Source organism: Xenorhabdus thuongxuanensis, assembly GCF_001908095.1.
GTDB lineage: Bacteria > Pseudomonadota > Gammaproteobacteria > Enterobacterales > Enterobacteriaceae > Xenorhabdus > Xenorhabdus thuongxuanensis.
On record NZ_MKGR01000010.1, the window covers coordinates 101,272 to 119,455 of the forward strand.

Sequence of the window (18,184 nt, forward strand, 5' to 3'; positions counted from 1 at the left end):
TTAATGTAGGGTTGTTAGCCGCGTTATACGGTTGGGTTACCATCCGCAGGCTTTGAGGTTTGCTGCTGAGATGGGGTGTTGTGACGGTTATTACTATTACCGCTATTTTTATCTCCTTCCCAACCTGCCGGTGGACGTACTGTTGTACGATTCATCAGATCATCAATCTGAGGAGCATCAATGGTTTCATACTTCATCAATGCATCTTTCATTGAATGAAGAATATCCATATTATCCATCAGAATCTGACGCGCACGTAAATAGTTACGATCGATGATGGCCTTTACTTCCTGATCGATTAAACGCGCGGTGTCTTCAGACATATGTTTTGCCTTGGCAACCGAACGACCGAGGAAAACTTCACCCTCTTCTTCCGCATACAGCAATGGCCCCAGTTTTTCTGAAAAGCCCCACTGTGTCACCATGTTACGCGCAATAGATGTCGCCACTTTAATATCGTTAGAGGCACCGGTAGAAACATTATCTACACCATAGATAATCTCTTCCGCTAACCGTCCACCGTATAAAGTTGAAATTTGGCTTTCCAATTTCTGACGGCTTGCACTGATCTGATCGCCCTCTGGTAAGAAGAACGTCACACCCAACGCACGGCCACGCGGTATAATCGTGACTTTATGTACAGGATCGTGCTCTGGAACCAAGCGACCAATAATGGCATGTCCTGCTTCATGGTATGCGGTGGATTCTTTCTGTTCCTCCGTCATAACCATTGAACGGCGTTCTGCACCCATCATGATCTTATCTTTGGCTTTTTCGAATTCAACCATAGAAACAACGCGCTTGTTACCGCGAGCGGCAAACAAAGCAGCTTCGTTCACAAGGTTAGCCAAATCCGCACCAGAGAAACCTGGTGTACCACGAGCAATGACCGATGCATCAATATCAGTATCCAGCGGAATGCGGCGCATGTGAACTTTTAGAATTTGCTCACGGCCACGGACATCTGGTAGGCCAACAACAACCTGGCGGTCAAAACGACCAGGACGTAACAGAGCTGGATCGAGAACATCAGGACGGTTAGTCGCTGCGATAACAATAATGCCTTCGTTACCTTCAAAGCCATCCATTTCAACCAGCATTTGGTTCAGTGTCTGTTCACGTTCATCATGTCCGCCACCCAGACCAGCACCACGCTGACGACCGACTGCATCAATTTCGTCAATAAAGATGATGCACGGCGCAGCTTTTTTTGCCTGTTCAAACATATCACGAACACGGGAAGCACCAACACCAACGAACATTTCAACGAAATCAGAACCAGAAATGGTGAAGAAAGGAACTTTCGCTTCTCCAGCAATAGCTTTCGCCAGCAATGTCTTACCCGTACCTGGAGGACCAACCATCAAGATACCTTTCGGGATCTTACCTCCGAGTTTTTGGAAACGGCCTGGTTCACGCAGATATTCAACCAATTCGCCCACTTCTTCTTTTGCTTCATCACAACCAGCAACATCGGCAAACGTGGTTTTAATCTGATCTTCCGTCAACATACGGGCTTTGCTTTTACCAAAAGACATCGCCCCTTTACCGCCACCGCCTTGCATTTGGCGCATAAAGAAGATCCAAACGCCAATGAGCAGTAACATTGGGAACCATGAAATAAAGAGGGTCGCCAACAGACCTTGTTGTTCTGGTGGTTCACCAACAACTTTTACCTGCTTATTGAGTAGGGTATCCAGCAACTTTTCATCCTGAATTGGCATATAAGTGCTGTATTTTCCACTGTTGTCCTTCTTAGTGAAATCAATGTCACGACCCGAAATACGTACTTCGCTTACTTGATTCTGCGATATCTCATTGATGAAATTAGAGTAATCTACCCTACGACCACTAGAATCGCCGGGACCAAAACTCTGGAACAATAACATCAAGACAACTGCGATGACTAACCAGAGAATCAGGTTTTTCGCCATGTCACTCAAGGGATTAACCTCATATTACAACTGTGTTAACAAATAGTAGTCAGGGTACTATACTTTCCGCCCTGTCGCTACAATGTATACTTCACGTGATCGTGCCCGCGAAGATTCTGGTTTACGAACTTTTACCTTCGCAAAAAGGGAGCGTATTTCCCTCAGGTATTCATCAAAGCCCTCTCCCTGAAATACTTTGACAATAAAACTACCCCCAGGGGCCAGCACATCACGACACATATCCAACGCTAACTCAACCAGATACATGGATCGGGGAATATCGACCGCGGGGGTTCCACTCATATTAGGAGCCATATCCGACATGACGACCTGGACTTTATTATCACCAACTCTCTCAAGTAATGTTTTCAATACCAGCTCATCACGAAAGTCTCCTTGAAGGAAATCGACCCCAACTATCGGATCCATTGGTAAAAGATCGCAAGCAATGACTCGCCCGCTATTACCAATCTGACTCACTACGTACTGAGACCACCCACCTGGAGCAGCACCTAAATCAACAACGGTCATGCCCGGTTTAAAAATTTTGTCGCTTTGCTGTATCTCATCAAGTTTAAACCAAGCGCGAGAGCGAAGCCCTTTTTTCTGCGCCTGGAGAACATATTTATCACTAAAATGTTCCTGTAACCAGCGACTTGAGCTTGCTGAGCGTTTTTTATTGGCCATTGTTCTTTCCAACTCTACTAATAAGGCGCCTTATTTTTTGCGTTCTCTTATCAAACCACACCACACTTTTATGGTGATAGATATGAGATGGCGGTAGAATATATCGTTTTCAATCCTAACTAAGCAAAAAAACGATGACTCTTAACAAGAAACAAGTCCAATACCTGAAAAGTCTCGCTCATTCATTAAAGCCTGTCGTTATGATCGGCAACAATGGGTTGACCGAAGGCGTGTTGGCTGAAATCGAACAGACTCTTTCGCATCACGAGCTTATCAAAGTTAAAGTTGCTGGCGAAGACCGTGAAATAAAAACTTTGATCGCTGAAGCGATTGTTCGTGAAACAGGTGCACATAACGTGCAAATCATTGGCAAAATGTTAGTTCTCTACCGTCCATCGGAAGAACGCAAGATTAGTCTACCTAAATAATCACGGCATATTTATACAAAAGTGCCATATTAATTTATTTATTATGATAAAAAGGCCAAAAGCTGGCCTTTTTCTTTGATCATGGTGTATTAAACATAATCCACGTTCAAAACTTCGAATTCCACTTGACCGCCAGGCGTGGAGATGACAACAACATCATCGACTTCTTTACCAACCAGGCCACGGGCAATCGGTGAATTCACTGAAAGAAGGTTTTCTTTAATATTGGCTTCATCATCACCGACAATACGGTAGGTCTGTTCTTCATCCGAATCCAAGTTCAATACCGTTACCGTTGCCCCAAAAATCACTCGGCCATTGTTGGTCATCTTCGTGACATCAATCACCTGTGCATTGGAAAGTTTAGCCTCAATTTCCTGAATTCGGCCTTCACAGAAACCCTGCTGCTCACGAGCGGCATGATATTCCGCGTTTTCTTTCAAATCACCGTGCTCACGCGCTTCAGCGATTGCGGCAATAATTTGAGGCCGACGTACATTTTTCAAATGTTCTAATTCTTCGCGCAATTTATCCGCGCCACGTACCGTCATCGGAATTTGTTTCATTTATTCAACCTCTAAATTAATCCTAAGCCCAAACAACATCTTCCTGATTTTTTTGTAATAACAGCACAATGAGCACACCTTATCAGGCAGGCTTATAGATACTTAATAAAAAGAAGTGTAATTCAGCACAATCTGAAGTCCACAGGCATACTTACCTGTCAATCTATCATTCTAACGTAGAGTTGATGATGGATCATCGTTTACTTTGCCTTTAAACAGCACCTTAGTATCATTAATACAAATATTCATGGAATACATCACCTTCATATGCGAGATCTATGGCTCTTTTAAAAATTCCCAGCAGAATAGCGTGTATGCTCAGCTTTAGCCTGAGCATTTTTAGTGCAAATGCCTCTTCTGATATCTCTTCTATTGAGAAAAGCGCCCAGTATTTGCCTACGGGAACTAACCTTTCATTTATTGCCCAAGCTGTTGGGGAAAAAAATCCCTTAGTTGATTATCACGGGCAACAAATGGCTTTACCTGCCAGTACGCAGAAAATTGTGACAGCATTAGCAGCGCTATTGCAGCTTGGTAAGGATTACCGTTTTATCACAACACTGGAAAGTGATGCTAATCTTTCAGATGGTGTATTAAAAGGTAACTTAACGGCTCGCTTTGTCGGTGATCCCATGCTGACACGTTCACAACTACGCACTATGAGCGAAGCCCTAAAACAATCTGGTATAAAACAGATTGATGGAGATCTTGTCATAGATATTTCGATTTTCTCCAGCCACGATAAAGCACCAGGCTGGATATGGAACGATATGACCCAGTGTTTCAGCGCCCCTCCATCAGCAGCAATTGTGGATAAAAACTGCTTTTCTGTTTCACTTTACAGCTCAGAAAAACCTGGCGAACTGGCATTTGTCCGTGTACCCTCTTTTTATCCCGTTAATGTACTGAGTGAAGTCAAAACATTGGCTAAGGGATCACCAGAAGCGAAGTATTGTGAATTTGATGTTACATCGGGTGATTTAAATCGATATACCCTCACAGGCTGCCTGGCACAACGCGATGAACCACTGCCATTGGCTTTTGCTATCCAGAATGGGCCTGGTTATGCTGGCAAGCTCCTGAAGAATGAACTGAATATTGCCGGTATTGAGTTAAAAGGCCATATACGGCTCCAGCCGGCTCCCAAACAGCCAGAAAAGATCCTCGCCGTGAATCAATCTGTGCCATTAAATAAGATGCTCGAAATCATGTTGAAAAAATCAGATAACATGATTGCGGATACTCTCTTTCGTACCCTTGGTCACCGCTATTTCAACGTTCCAGGAACATGGCGGGCAGGTTCCGATGCTGTCCGCCAGATTCTGAAACAGAGAGCAGGTATTGATTTGGGCAATACTGTCATGGTGGATGGTTCTGGCCTTTCACGCCACAATTTAATCGCTGCCACAACCATGATGGAAATATTACAATTTATCGCTCAACATAATGATGAACTGGACTTCATCTCCATGTTACCCAAAGCGGGATATGATGGCACGTTGGCTTATCGCCCTGGCCTGCATGAAGCGAGGCTTGATGGCAAGGTCTTTGCCAAAACGGGATCATTACAAGGCGTTTATAACCTCGCTGGGTTTATGACTACTGCAAGTGGACAACAAATTGCTTTTGTCCAGTTTGTCTCTGCCTACTCTGTTCCGCCAGAAGATCAACGAGCCCGTCGTGTTCCGTTATCGCGTTTTGAGCACAATTTATATAAATCGTTATATCAAAGTCACTGAGCTGGCTCAGTGACTAAGAAGGGCTTGACCAAAGAAAAAAGGGCGCCATGTACAGCGCCCTTTTGTTATATTCGAATGACTACATGAAGATTAGCGTTTATAAATAAACTCAACGCCTTCGTCATCTTCTTCGTCCCAGTCATCATCCCAATCTTCATCGTCAGATGCTTGCTGTAACTGCTCTTTATGGTAGTCATCCCACATAAATTCAACTTTTTCAGGTTGAGACTCTTCCGACGTTTCCATACTACGAGGCTGCGTCTTCATAAACTCCATAATGTCCCAGCAAAGCTCTTTCACACCCTGACGGTTCACGGCGGAGATCATGTAATAATCGCCTTCCCAACCCAATTCATCAGCGATAGCTTTTGCCCGCTGTTTAGCTTCTTCTGGATCGATAAGATCGACTTTGTTAAAGACCAACCAACGCGGTTTTTCTGCCAGTCTTTCACTGTAGTTGTGTAGCTCTTTGATGATGATACGGGCATTTTCGACTGGATCGGATTCATCGATTGGGCAGAGATCAATCAAATGCAACAATACGCGGCAGCGTTCCAAATGCTTCAAGAAACGAATACCCAATCCAACGCCTTCTGATGCACCTTCAATCAGACCAGGGATATCTGCGACGACAAAACTTTGTTCGTTATCCATACGCACAACACCAAGGCTTGGCACCAAGGTTGTAAATGGATAATCAGCAACTTTCGGTTTTGCTGCCGATACAGCACGAATAAAGGTGGATTTGCCTGCATTTGGCATCCCCAGCATTCCTACATCAGCCAGCAGCATCAGTTCCAACATCAGCTCACGACTTTCTCCGGGAGTTCCCATCGTTCTTTGACGAGGAGCACGGTTCACCGAAGATTTAAAACGGGTATTGCCAAGGCCGTGGAAGCCTCCTTTTGCTACCATAAAACGCTGTTCATGGCGCAGCATATCCCCAAGCACTTCGCCCGTGGCAACATCACGTACACGAGTTCCAACCGGAACCTTAATAGTAATGTCCTGACCACGTTTACCCGTACAATCGCGGCTTTGTCCATTCTGACCACGTTCAGCGCGGAAGGATTTTTCAAAACGGTAATCAATCAGTGTATTGAGGTTTTCATCTGCCAGCAGGTAGACATCACCACCATCACCACCATCGCCACCGTCAGGCCCACCTTTTGGAATATATTTCTCACGACGGAAGCTGACGCAACCATTGCCACCATCTCCCGCTACAACCAGAATTCTGGCTTCATCTACAAATTTCATCACTTTTCTCCGTAGGATAGCCACTGTAAAGCTGGATGGCAGCTAGTACCCAGAGATGGCGTAATCCAAAATAATAAAAAGCCCCGCAACACACATTGCAGGGCTTCTGATTCGATCAAGATACAAAAAACTTATTCAGCTTCGATGCTGATAAATTTACGGTTTTTTGAACCTTTAACTTCGAACTTAACTTTCCCGTCAGCTAATGCGAACAGGGTGTGGTCACGGCCACAACCTACGTTGTTGCCTGCGTGGAATTTAGTACCACGTTGACGAACGATGATGCTACCTGCCAAAACAGACTCACCACCAAAACGTTTTACACCCAGACGTTTGCTTTCAGAATCGCGACCGTTACGAGTCGAGCCGCCAGCCTTTTTGTGTGCCATTAATCTGCTCTCCTAAATCTTAAGCGATGCCAGTGATCTTAACATCGGTGAACCACTGACGGTGGCCCTGTTGCTTACGGCTGTGTTTACGACGACGAAACTTAACAATTTTAACTTTCTCGCCACGGCCGTGAGCCACAACTTCAGCTTTAACTTTAACGCCTTCAACTACTGGAGCGCCGATTTTGATGTCTTCGCCGTTAGCGACCATCAGCACCTGGTCAAACTCAACAGTTTCACCTGTTGCGATGTCCAGCTTTTCCAAGCGAATTGTTTGGCCTTCGCTTACTCGGTGTTGTTTACCACCACTTTGGAAAACTGCGTACATATAAACTCCGCTTTCCGCGCACCCCCCTAAAAATGCTTTCCAGAGCGCGCTATAAAATATTCACAATAGGGCGCGAATTCTACGCAAAAACCACTTGGAAGACAAGTGCAGAATTAGAACAGATGAGAAAAAAACAGAGTTTTTCAATTGTCATTTATTTGAACGGTTTTTCAAGTACAATCGATACATCTTGATATCTATTGATATGCTAATTAATGAGCACAGCTCTGAATCAGAGTCCAAAGCCAAAACATGAATTTAGAATCGATAATTAAACTCACCGCTGATGATATGGCAGCGGTTAATGAAACCATTCTTAACCAATTAAATTCTGACGTTGCGCTGATCAACCAACTTGGTTACTACATCATCAGCGGCGGTGGCAAGCGCATTCGACCAATGATTGCCGTACTGGCAGGGAAAGCCCTTCACTGCCAAGACGCAAAACACATCAAAGTTGCTGCTTTGATTGAATTTATTCACACGGCAACGCTACTGCATGACGATGTCGTTGATGAATCTGATATGCGCCGTGGTAAAGCGACAGCCAACTCCATTTATGGTAATGCTGCCAGTGTCCTTGTGGGCGATTTTATCTATACGCGCTCATTTCAAATGATGACCGATCTCGATTCCATGCGCGTATTAAAATTGATGTCTGATGCTACCAATGTCATTGCTGAAGGAGAGGTCATGCAGTTGATGAACTGCAATGATCCGAATATTTCAGAAGATGACTATATGCGGGTCATTTACAGTAAAACCGCCCGCCTGTTTGAAGTCGCTGCGCATTCAGCCGCCATTCTCGCCAACGCCACTCCTGAGCAAGAAATAGCACTACGTGATTATGGTCGTTATTTAGGAACCGCATTTCAATTAATTGATGATCTGCTGGATTATGACTCAGATAACAGTACGCTTGGTAAGAATACAGGGGATGATTTGAACGAAGGCAAACCAACATTGCCTCTTTTGCACGCTATGAACCACGGAACACCGGAACAATCCGCTCTGATACGAGGTGCCATTGAACAAGGTAATGGCCGCCATTTGCTGGATACCGTCCTGGCAACGATGAAACAGTGCGGTTCACTCAAATATACCCGCCAGCGGGCAGAAGAAGAAGCTGATAAGGCAATTTCAGCATTGCAGTCACTGGAGGATTCTCCATACAAGGCGGCTCTTGAGGGATTGGCTCATGTCGCTGTACAGCGACTTTCCTGAACTGAAGCAATCAGTGCCCCAGAAAATTCAATCTAGGGCACTGTCTTTATTATTAATATCTTGAATACTGACATATTGGACAAGGCTGGCTAGCCCTTTTCTCAAAATAAATTTAACCATTCGTTCTCTTTCAGATTTGCTCAACTGGTAATAAGCCTCCACCCAGATCATAAATGGGTCCTGTCGCTTATTCCGGTAGTATTCGACTGAATTTTCACTGACTGTCAGTACATTCACGACATCTTCGGGCAAACTGTTAACATTATATTCGAGCGCTTTTCCCTGTACGCCCCGCTTACGGCGTTGTTCCCAGCCCTCGCGCCTCGCCATTAGATTGACTCCTTGGGGAGACGATGGCAGCCCTGCGAGGCCGATGAGTTCTTTTGCAGAATACCACTCTTTTTTCATCTCTTTCTCCTCGCTTGATACTGGAGCAGTGACGAGAAAGCCAAATTTTAAGCACCTGGCTTTTCAAAAGCTGTCTCAAGTAGCTATGATTTTTTCCAAAAAACTTCTTATGCCATCTCGTAATATCACTTCGGTAATGACCTCCTTCTCTTCCTCAGTGAGTAAATTAAATGCACTTACCCAAATGGATAAAGGATCTTGTTTCTGCACCTGATATTCCGTTGGTGTTTCATGAAGCTCCAAAGCTTCTAACGTTGATTGAGGAAAACAAGAATAATGGTATTCAATCGCCCTTCCCTGGACGCCTGACCGTTTTTGCCGCAACCACTCTTCACGTTTTGCCCTGGCATTAACTCCTTGTGGTGATCTAGGCAACTCACCTACACCGGTCAACTCCATTGCCGTATACCACTCTTTTTTCATAATGTTTCTCTATTTTTGTAACCAAGTTCAAAAAAGAAGTTATTAAGAAAAAATTAGAAACATTTTTAGAAAAAATAATGTTATTTTGTTTTCTTAATAACAGGTTCGTGTTCGTTATTAATTTCACATTAACGCTTTAGTTATACCACTAATGTGGCTTCTAATTTAATAGAAAAGGATTAAAAAAATGATTTCTATGAAATCGGATTGGCATCCTGCTGATATTATTGCCGCTTTACGTAAACGTGGCACGACGTTAGCTGCCGTTTCTCGTGCAGCAGGACTGAGTTCATCTACTTTGGCGAATACACTTTCTCGCCCATGGCCCAAGGGAGAATGGATAATAGCGAAGCACTTAGAACTACATCCGTCTGAAATATGGCCAAGCCGCTATTTCGATCCCAACACAGGAGAACTATTAGAAAGGAAAGTTAGAGAGAAAAAGAATAATTAGCTATCGATATACCTATTGAAAGAAAAACCGCTAGTTATTTCTAACTAGCGGTTTTAGTTATTTAATATATTTAACTTAATTCGTATATTAATAAATCATTAATAAATGAATTAGCTGTTAATAAACTTCTCGCCTAAGTCAATATCTTTCTTCAAAACATCCAGCATGTTATCCAATGCTTTCTGTTCAAAGTCACTCAACTTGCCAATATCTAAACGTTCTTCGATACCATTTTTACCTAAGCGAACAGGCTGCGCAAAGAAACGGGCATATTTGCCATCACCTTCAACATAGCTGCACTCAACAACATTGCTTTCGCCTTGCAAGCCACGGAGCAGCGACAGCCCCAAACGAGCCGCTGCTTGTCCCATAGACAGTGTTGCAGAGCCGCCACCCGCTTTCGCTTCAACAACCTCAGTACCCGCATTCTGGATACGCTTGGTCAATGCTTCAACTTCTTCATCAGTGAAGCTAACACCTGGAATTTGCGACAGCAGAGGCAGAATGGTCACACCAGAGTGCCCGCCAATAACAGGAACTTCTATTTCTTCTACTTTCTTGCCTTTCAACTCAGCAACAAAGGTGTTGGAACGAATGATATCCAGGGTTGTGACACCAAACAGGCGGTTCTTATCGTACACCCCTTCTTTTTTCAGTACTTCAGCAGCAATCGCTACAGTGGTATTGACTGGGTTGGTAATAATTCCAATTAATGCTTTTGGACAAGTTTTAGCCACCTGCTGAACCAGATTACGAATGATACCCGCGTTGATATTGAACAAATCGGAACGATCCATACCAGGTTTACGAGCCACACCCGCAGAAACCAATACGACATCCGCACCTACCAATGCAGGGGTTGCATCTTCACCAGCAAAACCAGTGACTTTAACTTCCGTTGGGATATGGCTCAGATCGGTTGCCACGCCAGGGGTCACCGGAGCAATGTCATATAAGGAAAGTTCTGAACCTGAAGGAAGCTGGGTCTTGAGTAGAAGGGCAAGTGCCTGACCAATACCACCGGCTGCGCCGAGAACTGCAACTTTCATCCTGATACTCCTTAAATTAAGTACTGTAAACACGATGTATTAAAAACACCACGTATTAAAAACACCACGTATTAAAAACAATCTATTAACAGCCAGATTATCCACTTAATAGCCTGATGATGAAACACCAAAGTTGTTTTATTCTAAACAAAATGCTTATCTGTTAATGAGATAATGGACACTTTTTTAAGAATTATTTCAGCCGTATTCGTCATCAATTAATGGATTACCTTACTCTTCCCTTTCAGACCAAACAATCCTCAAAAACCACCATTTAATTAACAATGCATTTACTATGTTTAATCCATTATTCTCTTTATGCTGGTTTATTCTTCTCTTTCTTGAATAAAAATTCACTCTTTCGCATAATGTCCGCCTGATAACGGATTCAACGATGGTGAAATATGCGTGTTCCTTCGAAACAGGAAGATTTGGTAAAAGCTTTCAAGGCATTATTGAAAGAAGAAAAATTCAGCTCTCAAGGTGAAATTGTTGCAGCACTTCAAGAGCAAGGGTTTGAAAATATCAACCAATCTAAAGTTTCCAGAATGCTAACGAAATTTGGTGCTGTCCGAACCCGTAATGCAAAGATGGAAATGGTTTACTGCTTACCCGCAGAATTGGGAGTTCCCACTGCCACCAGCCCATTAAAAAATCTGGTATTAGATGTCGATTATAATCACTGCATTGTCGTCATACGAACTAGCCCTGGCGCGGCACAACTAATTGCCCGCCTATTAGATTCATTAGGGAAAGCAGAAGGGATACTTGGCAGCATTGCGGGAGATGACACTATTTTTTCCACCCCAGCACAAAACTTTACGACAAAACAACTCTACGAAGCAATTCTCCACTTGTTTGAACAGGAACTTTAATTTTTTCAGGTCTGCCGTATGCCAATATAATCAAAATATGCGTATGGCAGACCGAAACATAAGAAAATATTGATTAATCCACGCTTATTTTTTTCATCAATGCAGCCAGTAGTTTTTCGTGAATACCATCAAATCCACCATTACTCATAACCAGAATATGGTCACCGGGCTGGGCCGTTTCTACAATCATTTTAACCAAAGTATTAATATCCGCACTCCAACGAGCTGGCTGAATACACTGTTCGGCAATTTCAACCACCTGCCACGGAATATTGGTGGGTTGATAGAGAAAAACTTCATCGGCACGTCCCAAAGAAGGAGCAATATCATTTTTGCTCATTCCCAGTTTCATGGTATTCGAACGCGGTTCCAGTACGGCAAGAATGCGAGCCATGCCGCCTACTTTACTTCTCAACGCCTCCATTGTGGCTAAGATAGCCGTTGGATGATGGGCAAAATCATCATATACCGAGATGCCATTAACTTCGCCGCGCAATTCAAGGCGACGACGGGCGTTAATAAATTGGCATAATGCCTGACAGGCATCCGCAGGTTGAACGCCCACATGATGGGCTGCCGCAATTGCGATCAAACCATTATGCATATTGTGTTCACCAACCAATGACCACTTCACTTCCCCAACCAGCTCACCCTGATGGAATACCTGGTAGTGGCTGCTATCCTGGCTAGCTTTCTTCGCCTGCCAATGACCGCTTTCTCCGATCTGTTCCAACTCACTCCAATATCCCATTGAAAGCACATGCTTCAAATTAATATCATTATCAGGAACAATGATCTTGCCGGTACTCGGCACAACCCTGACGAGATGGTGGAACTGTTTTTGAATAGCGCCCAAATTTTCGAAAATGTCGGCATGATCAAACTCAAGGTTGTTCATGACCAGTGTGCGGGGACTGTAGTGGACAAATTTCGAACGCTTGTCAAAGAAGGCACAATCATATTCATCAGCTTCAATCACAAAAAATGGGCTTTCACCGATGTGTGCTGAAACTTCAAAATTCCCTGGCACACCACCAATCAGGAATCCTGGTTTATAGCCACACTCTTCCAAGATCCAAGCCACCATACCCGCCGTCGTTGTTTTGCCATGAGTTCCCGCGACAGCCAATACCCAACGCTCCGGCAATATATGATCATGCAGCCATTGCGGGCCAGAAGTATAAGGAATGCCACGATCTAGCACGGCTTCTACGCAGGGATTGCCACGTGTCATAGCATTACCAATGATCACCATATCTGGAGCAGGATCGAGCTGTGCTGGATCGTACCCTTGGATCAGCTCAATGCCCTGTTTTTCCAGCAAAGTGCTCATTGGGGGATATACATTGGCATCAGAGCCAGTCACTTCATGCCCCTGTGTGCGAGCGAGGATCGCCAGCCCACCCATGAAAGTACCGCAAATGCCAAGAATATGAATACGCATTTATTTCTACCTGATTCATGAACTGTATCACTATTTTAACGCTCAAATCAGAGATTAAAAATGCAATAACCTATGAATCATTGGATTCTTTAGCTAAACTGCCCGCGCCTAAGTGCGGCACATAAGTGCAACACATAAGTGAAGCACGCTTCCTAAAACCATAACCAACTCAAGGCCTTTGTCATGAAAACATTGGGCGAATTCATCGTCGAAAAGCAGCAAGATTTTCCGCATGCTACAGGTGAACTGACTGCACTACTGTCTGCCATAAAGTTAGGTGCCAAAATCATCCATAGAGATATCAATAAAGCCGGTCTTGTGGATATTTTAGGCACAAGTGGCGTCTCTAATGTTCAGGGTGAAGTCCAGATGAAGCTGGATTTGTATGCCAATGAAAAACTCAAGGCAGCACTGAAAGCACGCGGCGAAGTCGCAGGCATTGCTTCCGAAGAGGAAGACGACATCGTTATTTTTGATGGCGATCGAGCAGAAAATGCGAAGTATGTTGTTTTGATGGATCCACTGGATGGTTCTTCGAATATTGATGTAAACGTTTCCGTCGGGACTATTTTCTCGATTTACCATCGAATAACCCCGATCGGGCAACCTGTAACCGAAGAAGATTTCCTGCAACCGGGCAATCGTCAGGTTGCAGCGGGTTATGTGGTTTATGGCTCATCCACAATGCTGGTTTATACTACAGGCTGTGGTGTCCATACTTTTACTTATGATCCTTCCCTTGGTGTATTCTGTCTGACTCATGAGAAAGTCCAATTCCCAGAAAAGGGCAATATGTACTCTATCAATGAAGGGAACTACATCAAGTTCCCAATGGGCGTGAAAAAATACATCAAATATTGTCAGGAACAAGACGAAGCAACCCAGCGCCCTTACACAACCCGTTATATTGGTTCCCTGGTTGCAGATTTCCACCGCAATCTATTAAAAGGTGGGATCTATATCTACCCAAGTACGGCAAGCCATCCAACGGGCAAACTCCGCTTACTTTATGAGTGCAACCCAATTGCACTCCTGGCTGAACAAGCCGGTGGTAAAGCCAGCGATGGTGCAAACCGTATTCTGGATATCGTGCCAAATAAGCTGCACCAACGAGTACCTTTTTTTGTCGGCACCAAATCTATGGTAGAAAAAGCCGAAAGTTTTATGGCGGAGTTTCCTGAGCAATAAGCAGCATTATTAATGCTCTAATTTAAAGAGGTGGGTTTCCACCTCTTATTCCATTTATTTTTCAAACCACAGGCTTATTAAGCCTGCAACCATTTAATTATATATTCATACTGATACACCATAGTCATTCCTGAAAAAACACCTCTCTTGCATGAAAAACTTTTTGAAAAATGAAACCCAATTTCAGCGGAAATAAACTGATAACTTTTTGCTATCAATCGATAATCATTTTTCATTACGCACAACAATAAAAGTTTTCCTAATGTATGTAGGTATGGGAAATATTATCTTTTTTATATTAATGAGATAGCTATACCCAATAAAAATGAAATTTGGAACATCAAAGATGTAACGCTAAAGCGCTGGCGACAGCCCATATTTTATGAGGAATTCATATATGGACTCGTATATAAATCATAAAGTTTTTCGGCTTTCTATTCTCATGTATTCGCTTTTTTTACCCTTTACTCCGACGAGTGCGCTTTCAGCGGGTGAAAAGATTCAAGAGAATAGAATGTCCTTACAGGGATCAGAAAATGAAAAGAACACCAATCAGGCGCAAGATAAGCAAGCTGCTCTCGATAAAGAAGCAGGAGTCATCGCACAAAATATCCATAGGGTGAGTAATATCTTATCCTCTTCCCCATCCCAATTAACCGAACAAGCAAAATCCTATGCTTTGGGGAAAATCAATGGTGCGATATCCACGGAAACGCAAAAATGGTTATCCAGATTTGGTACAGCCAATATCAATCTTTCCGTCGATAAAAAAGGAAAACTGGATAGCAGCTCCCTGGATCTACTGTTACCCCTCTATGACAATAAAGCGGATTGGCTATTTTTCTCTCAGTTAGGTTATCGCCGACACGATAGCCGCAATACCCTAAACCTCGGTCTTGGTGGACGTTATTTCACAACCGATTGGATGTATGGTTTAAATACCTTCCTTGACAATGATTTCACGGGACAACATCAACGGTTGGGTGTTGGCGGAGAAATCTGGACTGATTATATTAAATTGTCTGCCAACACATACTGGCGCTTGAGCAAATGGCGCCAATCCCCCAGAGAACTGGAATATGAAGAACGGCCAGCCAACGGCTACGATATCAATGGTGAATTTTTCTTACCAGCTTATCCAAACATTGGGGGTAAGTTGAGTTATGAACAGTACTTCGGCGATAACGTTGCCCTGTTCAATCGGAAAACCAAGCAAAAAAACCCTAACCTTGCCCGACTTGGCCTAAATTATACCCCGATTCCACTGATGACAATGGGTGTGGATTATAAACTCGGAAGCAGTGGACACAGTGAGGCTCTCTTCCAGGCCAATCTGAATTATCGTTTTGGTATACCTTTTGCGGATCAAATTTCACCGAATAGCGTTGCTGCTATGCGCACACTGATGGGAAGCCGTTATGATATCGTGCAAAGAAACAACCATATCGTGCTGGACTACAAGAAAAAACCCGTGTTCAACCTCGCTTTGCCAAATACATTAAGCGGATATAGTGCCCAACATGTTCAAATCACCCCTAATATTACCGCTGAGCAAAAACTGAAAAAGTTATCATGGCAGGCTAATGAAGAGTTCCATAAAAACGGGGGAGCTATCACACCTCATGGCAGATCTGTTGAACTGGACTTGCCGAAATATTCTGCCAAGGGAATAAACAGCTATACCCTGTCTGCTATTTCTGAAGTCACGGGCAACAATAAGCCCATGACATCTTACATGAATGTGGTTGTTGAACCTTTTGCCATTAAAGACCAAAGCATCAAGCCAAATGGCACAGGCCCTATAATTTCCAATGGCAAACCGGCTTATGATCTGGCAGCCACAATCACCTATGGCAATAAAAACAACCCGCCAATTAAAAACAAGGCAATATCGAACGTAAAATGGAGCATCGATCCACCAGATAAACATGCAACATTAACCTGGGACTCAGCAGGCATGACTAATGATGCAGGCCAATTAACTGCCATGTTGAGCAGTACTCAACCGATTGATCCGAAAACAAAGATTTATCTGTCAATGGATGAGCAACCTAAATTGGAAATAAAAGGCGATAAGCCATTTTATTTCACTAATCTTAGTGATGCTATTCAGGCCAAAGATTTTGTATTCGACCAAAAAGGGCCTTATGAGGCAACAGAACGCAAACCAATCATTGTGACTGCGACTGTATTCGATCTCAATGGCTATCGCATCAATAAAAAAATGGATATGAACTTACAATGGAGCATCGAACCCGCTGATCTACCGGGATTATCGGTTAAGCCCGCGCCTGGCTATGAGAACTCCTCTGATCAGGAGGGTAAAATCAAGGCGATTGTAACCAGTACTCAGGTAGTGAAAGGTGCTAAAGTTGAAGTATTGATTAATGACAAACATCAAAGCTTCTCTGAGCCACTCGATTTTGTCACACCAGAAAGCCTGAAGTTTGCATTCGGTGCAATATCGCAATCACCTGTGGGACCAATAACCGCTGGCGGAAAAGAGCGCTATACCTATAAAGTGCCAGTCATCGACGCAGAAAGCAGACTTCCTCTTAAAAATCAGACCCTTGTTAAACTTAAAGCGGAAATAATGAATGCCGCTTCTAATGTCACTCCGCCTGTAGAAGAAATTAAACTTGAGATTCCTACAAATCCAACTACCGATAACGAGGGTTATGTAACTCTTTCTATGTCAAGTCTTGTCGGTATAGATGGACTTTATTTCAAACTAATGCCAGATGCAGCCAGTGAAAATGATGCAAATAGCATACAATCCGTACCGGTAAGCTTCGATTCTGCTCCAGTACCAGTGGGAATTCTGATGGGTGCGAAAGGTTCAAATGTTACGAAATATATCGCTGAGCAGGGAAGACCCTATAACGTACATGGAGATCTGATTATTCAACTGGCGCAGGATGGAACGCAGTTGTATGATGACGCACCAATTAACGCCCCAGATGGTACGCAGACCACAAGCGTTACATCAAGTATCAAATCTTCCAATCCTAACTTAGTGAAAGTAGATACACTAAACGGGGAAATAACATTCCCCATAAATAGTTTCTCCATTGAGCAATGGCCGGTAACAGTGACACTCACCAAAACATTTATGGATACGGGAGTAAAATCTAGTTATTACTATACCTTCAACCCACGGAGATACCTACTTATCCCTGACCATCCTGATACGAGTGGTTCGAATTCGAAAACTGTTCCCTTGAATGGCTCTCCAGACTGTCAAGATTTGGATTGGACTGGCAAAGATAATATCAATCTCTATGGCCAGAACGCTGTCACACCGAACCTGACTGATATAGGCGCAACTCCGCAAACGACGACTCTAACTTCAATTAGTTATGAATATGACAAAGCGCAGTTCCCTTACTTTGGATTGGAATATCTTCGGAATCACACGGCGGGGACTAATATATTGAAAATACATACGCCATCAGAGGGAGGACTTTATTATGGATATAACTACGATACAAGGGAAGCTAAAAAGGCAAGTCTATCTGCTCCTTCGTCAATGCTCCTTTGTGTAATACGCGTTGATGGTTATGGACAAGTTTCACCATATTAAACTACGCTTAATATAAATCAGCACAGACTCAATTAAACTTGGGTCTGTGCTTTTTTATTATGGCTTTAGCCAGTTTAAGATGCGTTAGCTTCTTAAACATAAAACCACCCGCTATGCGGGTGGAGTTCAAGGGTTATACCAAGAAAAACACCTTTCCGTTACGATATAGATGTTCAAGCTAATATACGTAACTTAAATAAGGAAA

Annotated in this window: 17 protein-coding genes; 7 read left to right on the top strand and 10 right to left on the bottom strand. The window is 43.4% G+C overall.

Annotated features, from left to right (window positions below; all coding sequences use genetic code 11):
* Window positions 1-23 precede the first annotated feature (23 nt).
* Together ftsH and rlmE are read right to left on the bottom strand one after the other, a co-directional pair.
* Entirely contained in the window at window positions 24-1,943 is a 1,920-nt protein-coding gene (ftsH, locus tag Xentx_RS09095; RefSeq protein WP_074019935.1) for an ATP-dependent zinc metalloprotease FtsH, read from the bottom strand.
* 48 nt (window positions 1,944-1,991) lie between these two features.
* Window positions 1,992-2,621 carry a 23S rRNA (uridine(2552)-2'-O)-methyltransferase RlmE gene (rlmE, locus tag Xentx_RS09100; protein WP_074019936.1) on the bottom strand — a complete coding sequence of 210 codons (630 nt, stop codon included), beginning with the start codon at window positions 2,619-2,621 and terminating at the stop codon, window positions 1,992-1,994.
* Window positions 2,622-2,755: 134 nt separating this feature from the next.
* Here rlmE and yhbY point away from each other — a divergent pair, with 134 nt between their 5' ends.
* Window positions 2,756-3,049 (top strand): ribosome assembly RNA-binding protein YhbY, encoded by a 294-nt coding sequence (yhbY, locus tag Xentx_RS09105; protein ID WP_038218890.1) that lies wholly within the window; start codon window positions 2,756-2,758, stop codon window positions 3,047-3,049.
* 89 nt (window positions 3,050-3,138) lie between these two features.
* Here yhbY and greA read toward each other — a convergent pair whose 3' ends face one another.
* The gene (greA, locus tag Xentx_RS09110; RefSeq protein WP_074019937.1) at window positions 3,139-3,615 is read right to left on the bottom strand and encodes a transcription elongation factor GreA; all 477 of its coding nucleotides are present in this window, start codon (window positions 3,613-3,615) and stop codon (window positions 3,139-3,141) included.
* 278 nt (window positions 3,616-3,893) lie between these two features.
* Here greA and dacB point away from each other — a divergent pair, with 278 nt between their 5' ends.
* Window positions 3,894-5,354 carry a serine-type D-Ala-D-Ala carboxypeptidase gene (gene dacB / locus Xentx_RS09115; protein ID WP_074019938.1) on the top strand — a complete coding sequence of 487 codons (1,461 nt, stop codon included), beginning with the start codon at window positions 3,894-3,896 and terminating at the stop codon, window positions 5,352-5,354.
* Window positions 5,355-5,444: 90 nt separating this feature from the next.
* Here the strand turns inward: dacB and cgtA are convergent, their stop codons facing one another.
* The 3 genes from cgtA to rplU all read right to left on the bottom strand — a co-directional run bounded on the left by cgtA (window position 5,445) and on the right by rplU (window position 7,331).
* Window positions 5,445-6,614 carry an Obg family GTPase CgtA gene (gene cgtA, locus Xentx_RS09120; protein ID WP_074019939.1) on the bottom strand — a complete coding sequence of 390 codons (1,170 nt, stop codon included), beginning with the start codon at window positions 6,612-6,614 and terminating at the stop codon, window positions 5,445-5,447.
* A 131-nt stretch (window positions 6,615-6,745) separates the two neighbouring features.
* Entirely contained in the window at window positions 6,746-7,003 is a 258-nt protein-coding gene (rpmA, locus tag Xentx_RS09125) for a 50S ribosomal protein L27 (protein ID WP_038237679.1), read from the bottom strand.
* 19 nt (window positions 7,004-7,022) lie between these two features.
* Window positions 7,023-7,331: a 50S ribosomal protein L21 gene (gene rplU / locus Xentx_RS09130; RefSeq protein ID WP_045968299.1), complete on the bottom strand. Its 309-nt coding sequence runs from the start codon at window positions 7,329-7,331 to the stop codon at window positions 7,023-7,025.
* Window positions 7,332-7,583: 252 nt separating this feature from the next.
* Here rplU and ispB point away from each other — a divergent pair, with 252 nt between their 5' ends.
* Window positions 7,584-8,555 (top strand): octaprenyl diphosphate synthase, encoded by a 972-nt coding sequence (gene ispB, locus Xentx_RS09135; protein ID WP_074019940.1) that lies wholly within the window; start codon window positions 7,584-7,586, stop codon window positions 8,553-8,555.
* Window positions 8,556-8,582: 27 nt separating this feature from the next.
* On the opposite strand, the gene Xentx_RS09140 is transcribed toward ispB, so the two are convergent.
* A complete protein-coding gene (locus tag Xentx_RS09140; RefSeq protein ID WP_074019941.1) occupies window positions 8,583-8,963 on the bottom strand; it encodes a DNA-binding protein in 381 nt (126 codons plus the stop codon).
* 75 nt (window positions 8,964-9,038) lie between these two features.
* Window positions 9,039-9,386 (bottom strand): DNA-binding protein, encoded by a 348-nt coding sequence (locus Xentx_RS09145; RefSeq protein ID WP_074019942.1) that lies wholly within the window; start codon window positions 9,384-9,386, stop codon window positions 9,039-9,041.
* 187 nt (window positions 9,387-9,573) lie between these two features.
* Between Xentx_RS09145 and Xentx_RS09150 the strand changes: the two genes are divergently transcribed.
* Entirely contained in the window at window positions 9,574-9,840 is a 267-nt protein-coding gene (locus Xentx_RS09150; RefSeq protein ID WP_074019943.1) for a helix-turn-helix domain-containing protein, read from the top strand.
* Between the two features lie 110 nt (window positions 9,841-9,950).
* Here the strand turns inward: Xentx_RS09150 and mdh are convergent, their stop codons facing one another.
* The gene (mdh, locus tag Xentx_RS09155) at window positions 9,951-10,889 is read right to left on the bottom strand and encodes a malate dehydrogenase (protein ID WP_074019944.1); all 939 of its coding nucleotides are present in this window, start codon (window positions 10,887-10,889) and stop codon (window positions 9,951-9,953) included.
* Between the two features lie 404 nt (window positions 10,890-11,293).
* On the opposite strand from mdh, the gene argR reads away from it, so the two are divergent.
* On the top strand, window positions 11,294-11,764 hold the full coding sequence (argR, locus tag Xentx_RS09160) for a transcriptional regulator ArgR (protein ID WP_074019945.1): 471 nt from the start codon (window positions 11,294-11,296) through the stop codon (window positions 11,762-11,764).
* 73 nt (window positions 11,765-11,837) lie between these two features.
* On the opposite strand, the gene mpl is transcribed toward argR, so the two are convergent.
* Window positions 11,838-13,208 (bottom strand): UDP-N-acetylmuramate:L-alanyl-gamma-D-glutamyl-meso-diaminopimelate ligase, encoded by a 1,371-nt coding sequence (gene mpl, locus Xentx_RS09165; protein ID WP_074019946.1) that lies wholly within the window; start codon window positions 13,206-13,208, stop codon window positions 11,838-11,840.
* 183 nt (window positions 13,209-13,391) lie between these two features.
* Here mpl and fbp point away from each other — a divergent pair, with 183 nt between their 5' ends.
* Together fbp and Xentx_RS09175 are read left to right on the top strand one after the other, a co-directional pair.
* Window positions 13,392-14,396, top strand: a complete 1,005-nt coding sequence (gene fbp / locus Xentx_RS09170; RefSeq protein ID WP_074019947.1) for a class 1 fructose-bisphosphatase — start codon at window positions 13,392-13,394, stop codon at window positions 14,394-14,396.
* Between the two features lie 514 nt (window positions 14,397-14,910).
* Window positions 14,911-17,979, top strand: coding sequence for an inverse autotransporter beta domain-containing protein (locus Xentx_RS09175; protein ID WP_074019948.1), 3,069 nt, complete (start codon window positions 14,911-14,913; stop codon window positions 17,977-17,979).
* Window positions 17,980-18,184 lie beyond the last annotated feature (205 nt).

Bases quoted from the DNA above. Each gene is read 5' to 3' on its own strand.
- rlmE (WP_074019936.1), bottom strand. From the start codon at position 2,621: ATGGCCAATAAAAAACGCTCAGCAAGCTCAAGTCGCTGGTTACAGGAA.
- yhbY (WP_038218890.1), top strand. From the start codon at position 2,756: ATGACTCTTAACAAGAAACAAGTCCAATACCTGAAAAGTCTCGCTCAT.
- greA (WP_074019937.1), bottom strand. From the start codon at position 3,615: ATGAAACAAATTCCGATGACGGTACGTGGCGCGGATAAATTGCGCGAA.
- dacB (WP_074019938.1), top strand. From the start codon at position 3,894: ATGGCTCTTTTAAAAATTCCCAGCAGAATAGCGTGTATGCTCAGCTTT.
- cgtA (WP_074019939.1), bottom strand. From the start codon at position 6,614: ATGAAATTTGTAGATGAAGCCAGAATTCTGGTTGTAGCGGGAGATGGT.
- rpmA (WP_038237679.1), bottom strand. From the start codon at position 7,003: ATGGCACACAAAAAGGCTGGCGGCTCGACTCGTAACGGTCGCGATTCT.
- rplU (WP_045968299.1), bottom strand. From the start codon at position 7,331: ATGTACGCAGTTTTCCAAAGTGGTGGTAAACAACACCGAGTAAGCGAA.
- ispB (WP_074019940.1), top strand. From the start codon at position 7,584: ATGAATTTAGAATCGATAATTAAACTCACCGCTGATGATATGGCAGCG.
- Xentx_RS09140 (WP_074019941.1), bottom strand. From the start codon at position 8,963: ATGAAAAAAGAGTGGTATTCTGCAAAAGAACTCATCGGCCTCGCAGGG.
- Xentx_RS09145 (WP_074019942.1), bottom strand. From the start codon at position 9,386: ATGAAAAAAGAGTGGTATACGGCAATGGAGTTGACCGGTGTAGGTGAG.
- Xentx_RS09150 (WP_074019943.1), top strand. From the start codon at position 9,574: ATGATTTCTATGAAATCGGATTGGCATCCTGCTGATATTATTGCCGCT.
- mdh (WP_074019944.1), bottom strand. From the start codon at position 10,889: ATGAAAGTTGCAGTTCTCGGCGCAGCCGGTGGTATTGGTCAGGCACTT.
- argR (WP_074019945.1), top strand. From the start codon at position 11,294: ATGCGTGTTCCTTCGAAACAGGAAGATTTGGTAAAAGCTTTCAAGGCA.
- mpl (WP_074019946.1), bottom strand. From the start codon at position 13,208: ATGCGTATTCATATTCTTGGCATTTGCGGTACTTTCATGGGTGGGCTG.
- fbp (WP_074019947.1), top strand. From the start codon at position 13,392: ATGAAAACATTGGGCGAATTCATCGTCGAAAAGCAGCAAGATTTTCCG.
- Xentx_RS09175 (WP_074019948.1), top strand. From the start codon at position 14,911: ATGTCCTTACAGGGATCAGAAAATGAAAAGAACACCAATCAGGCGCAA.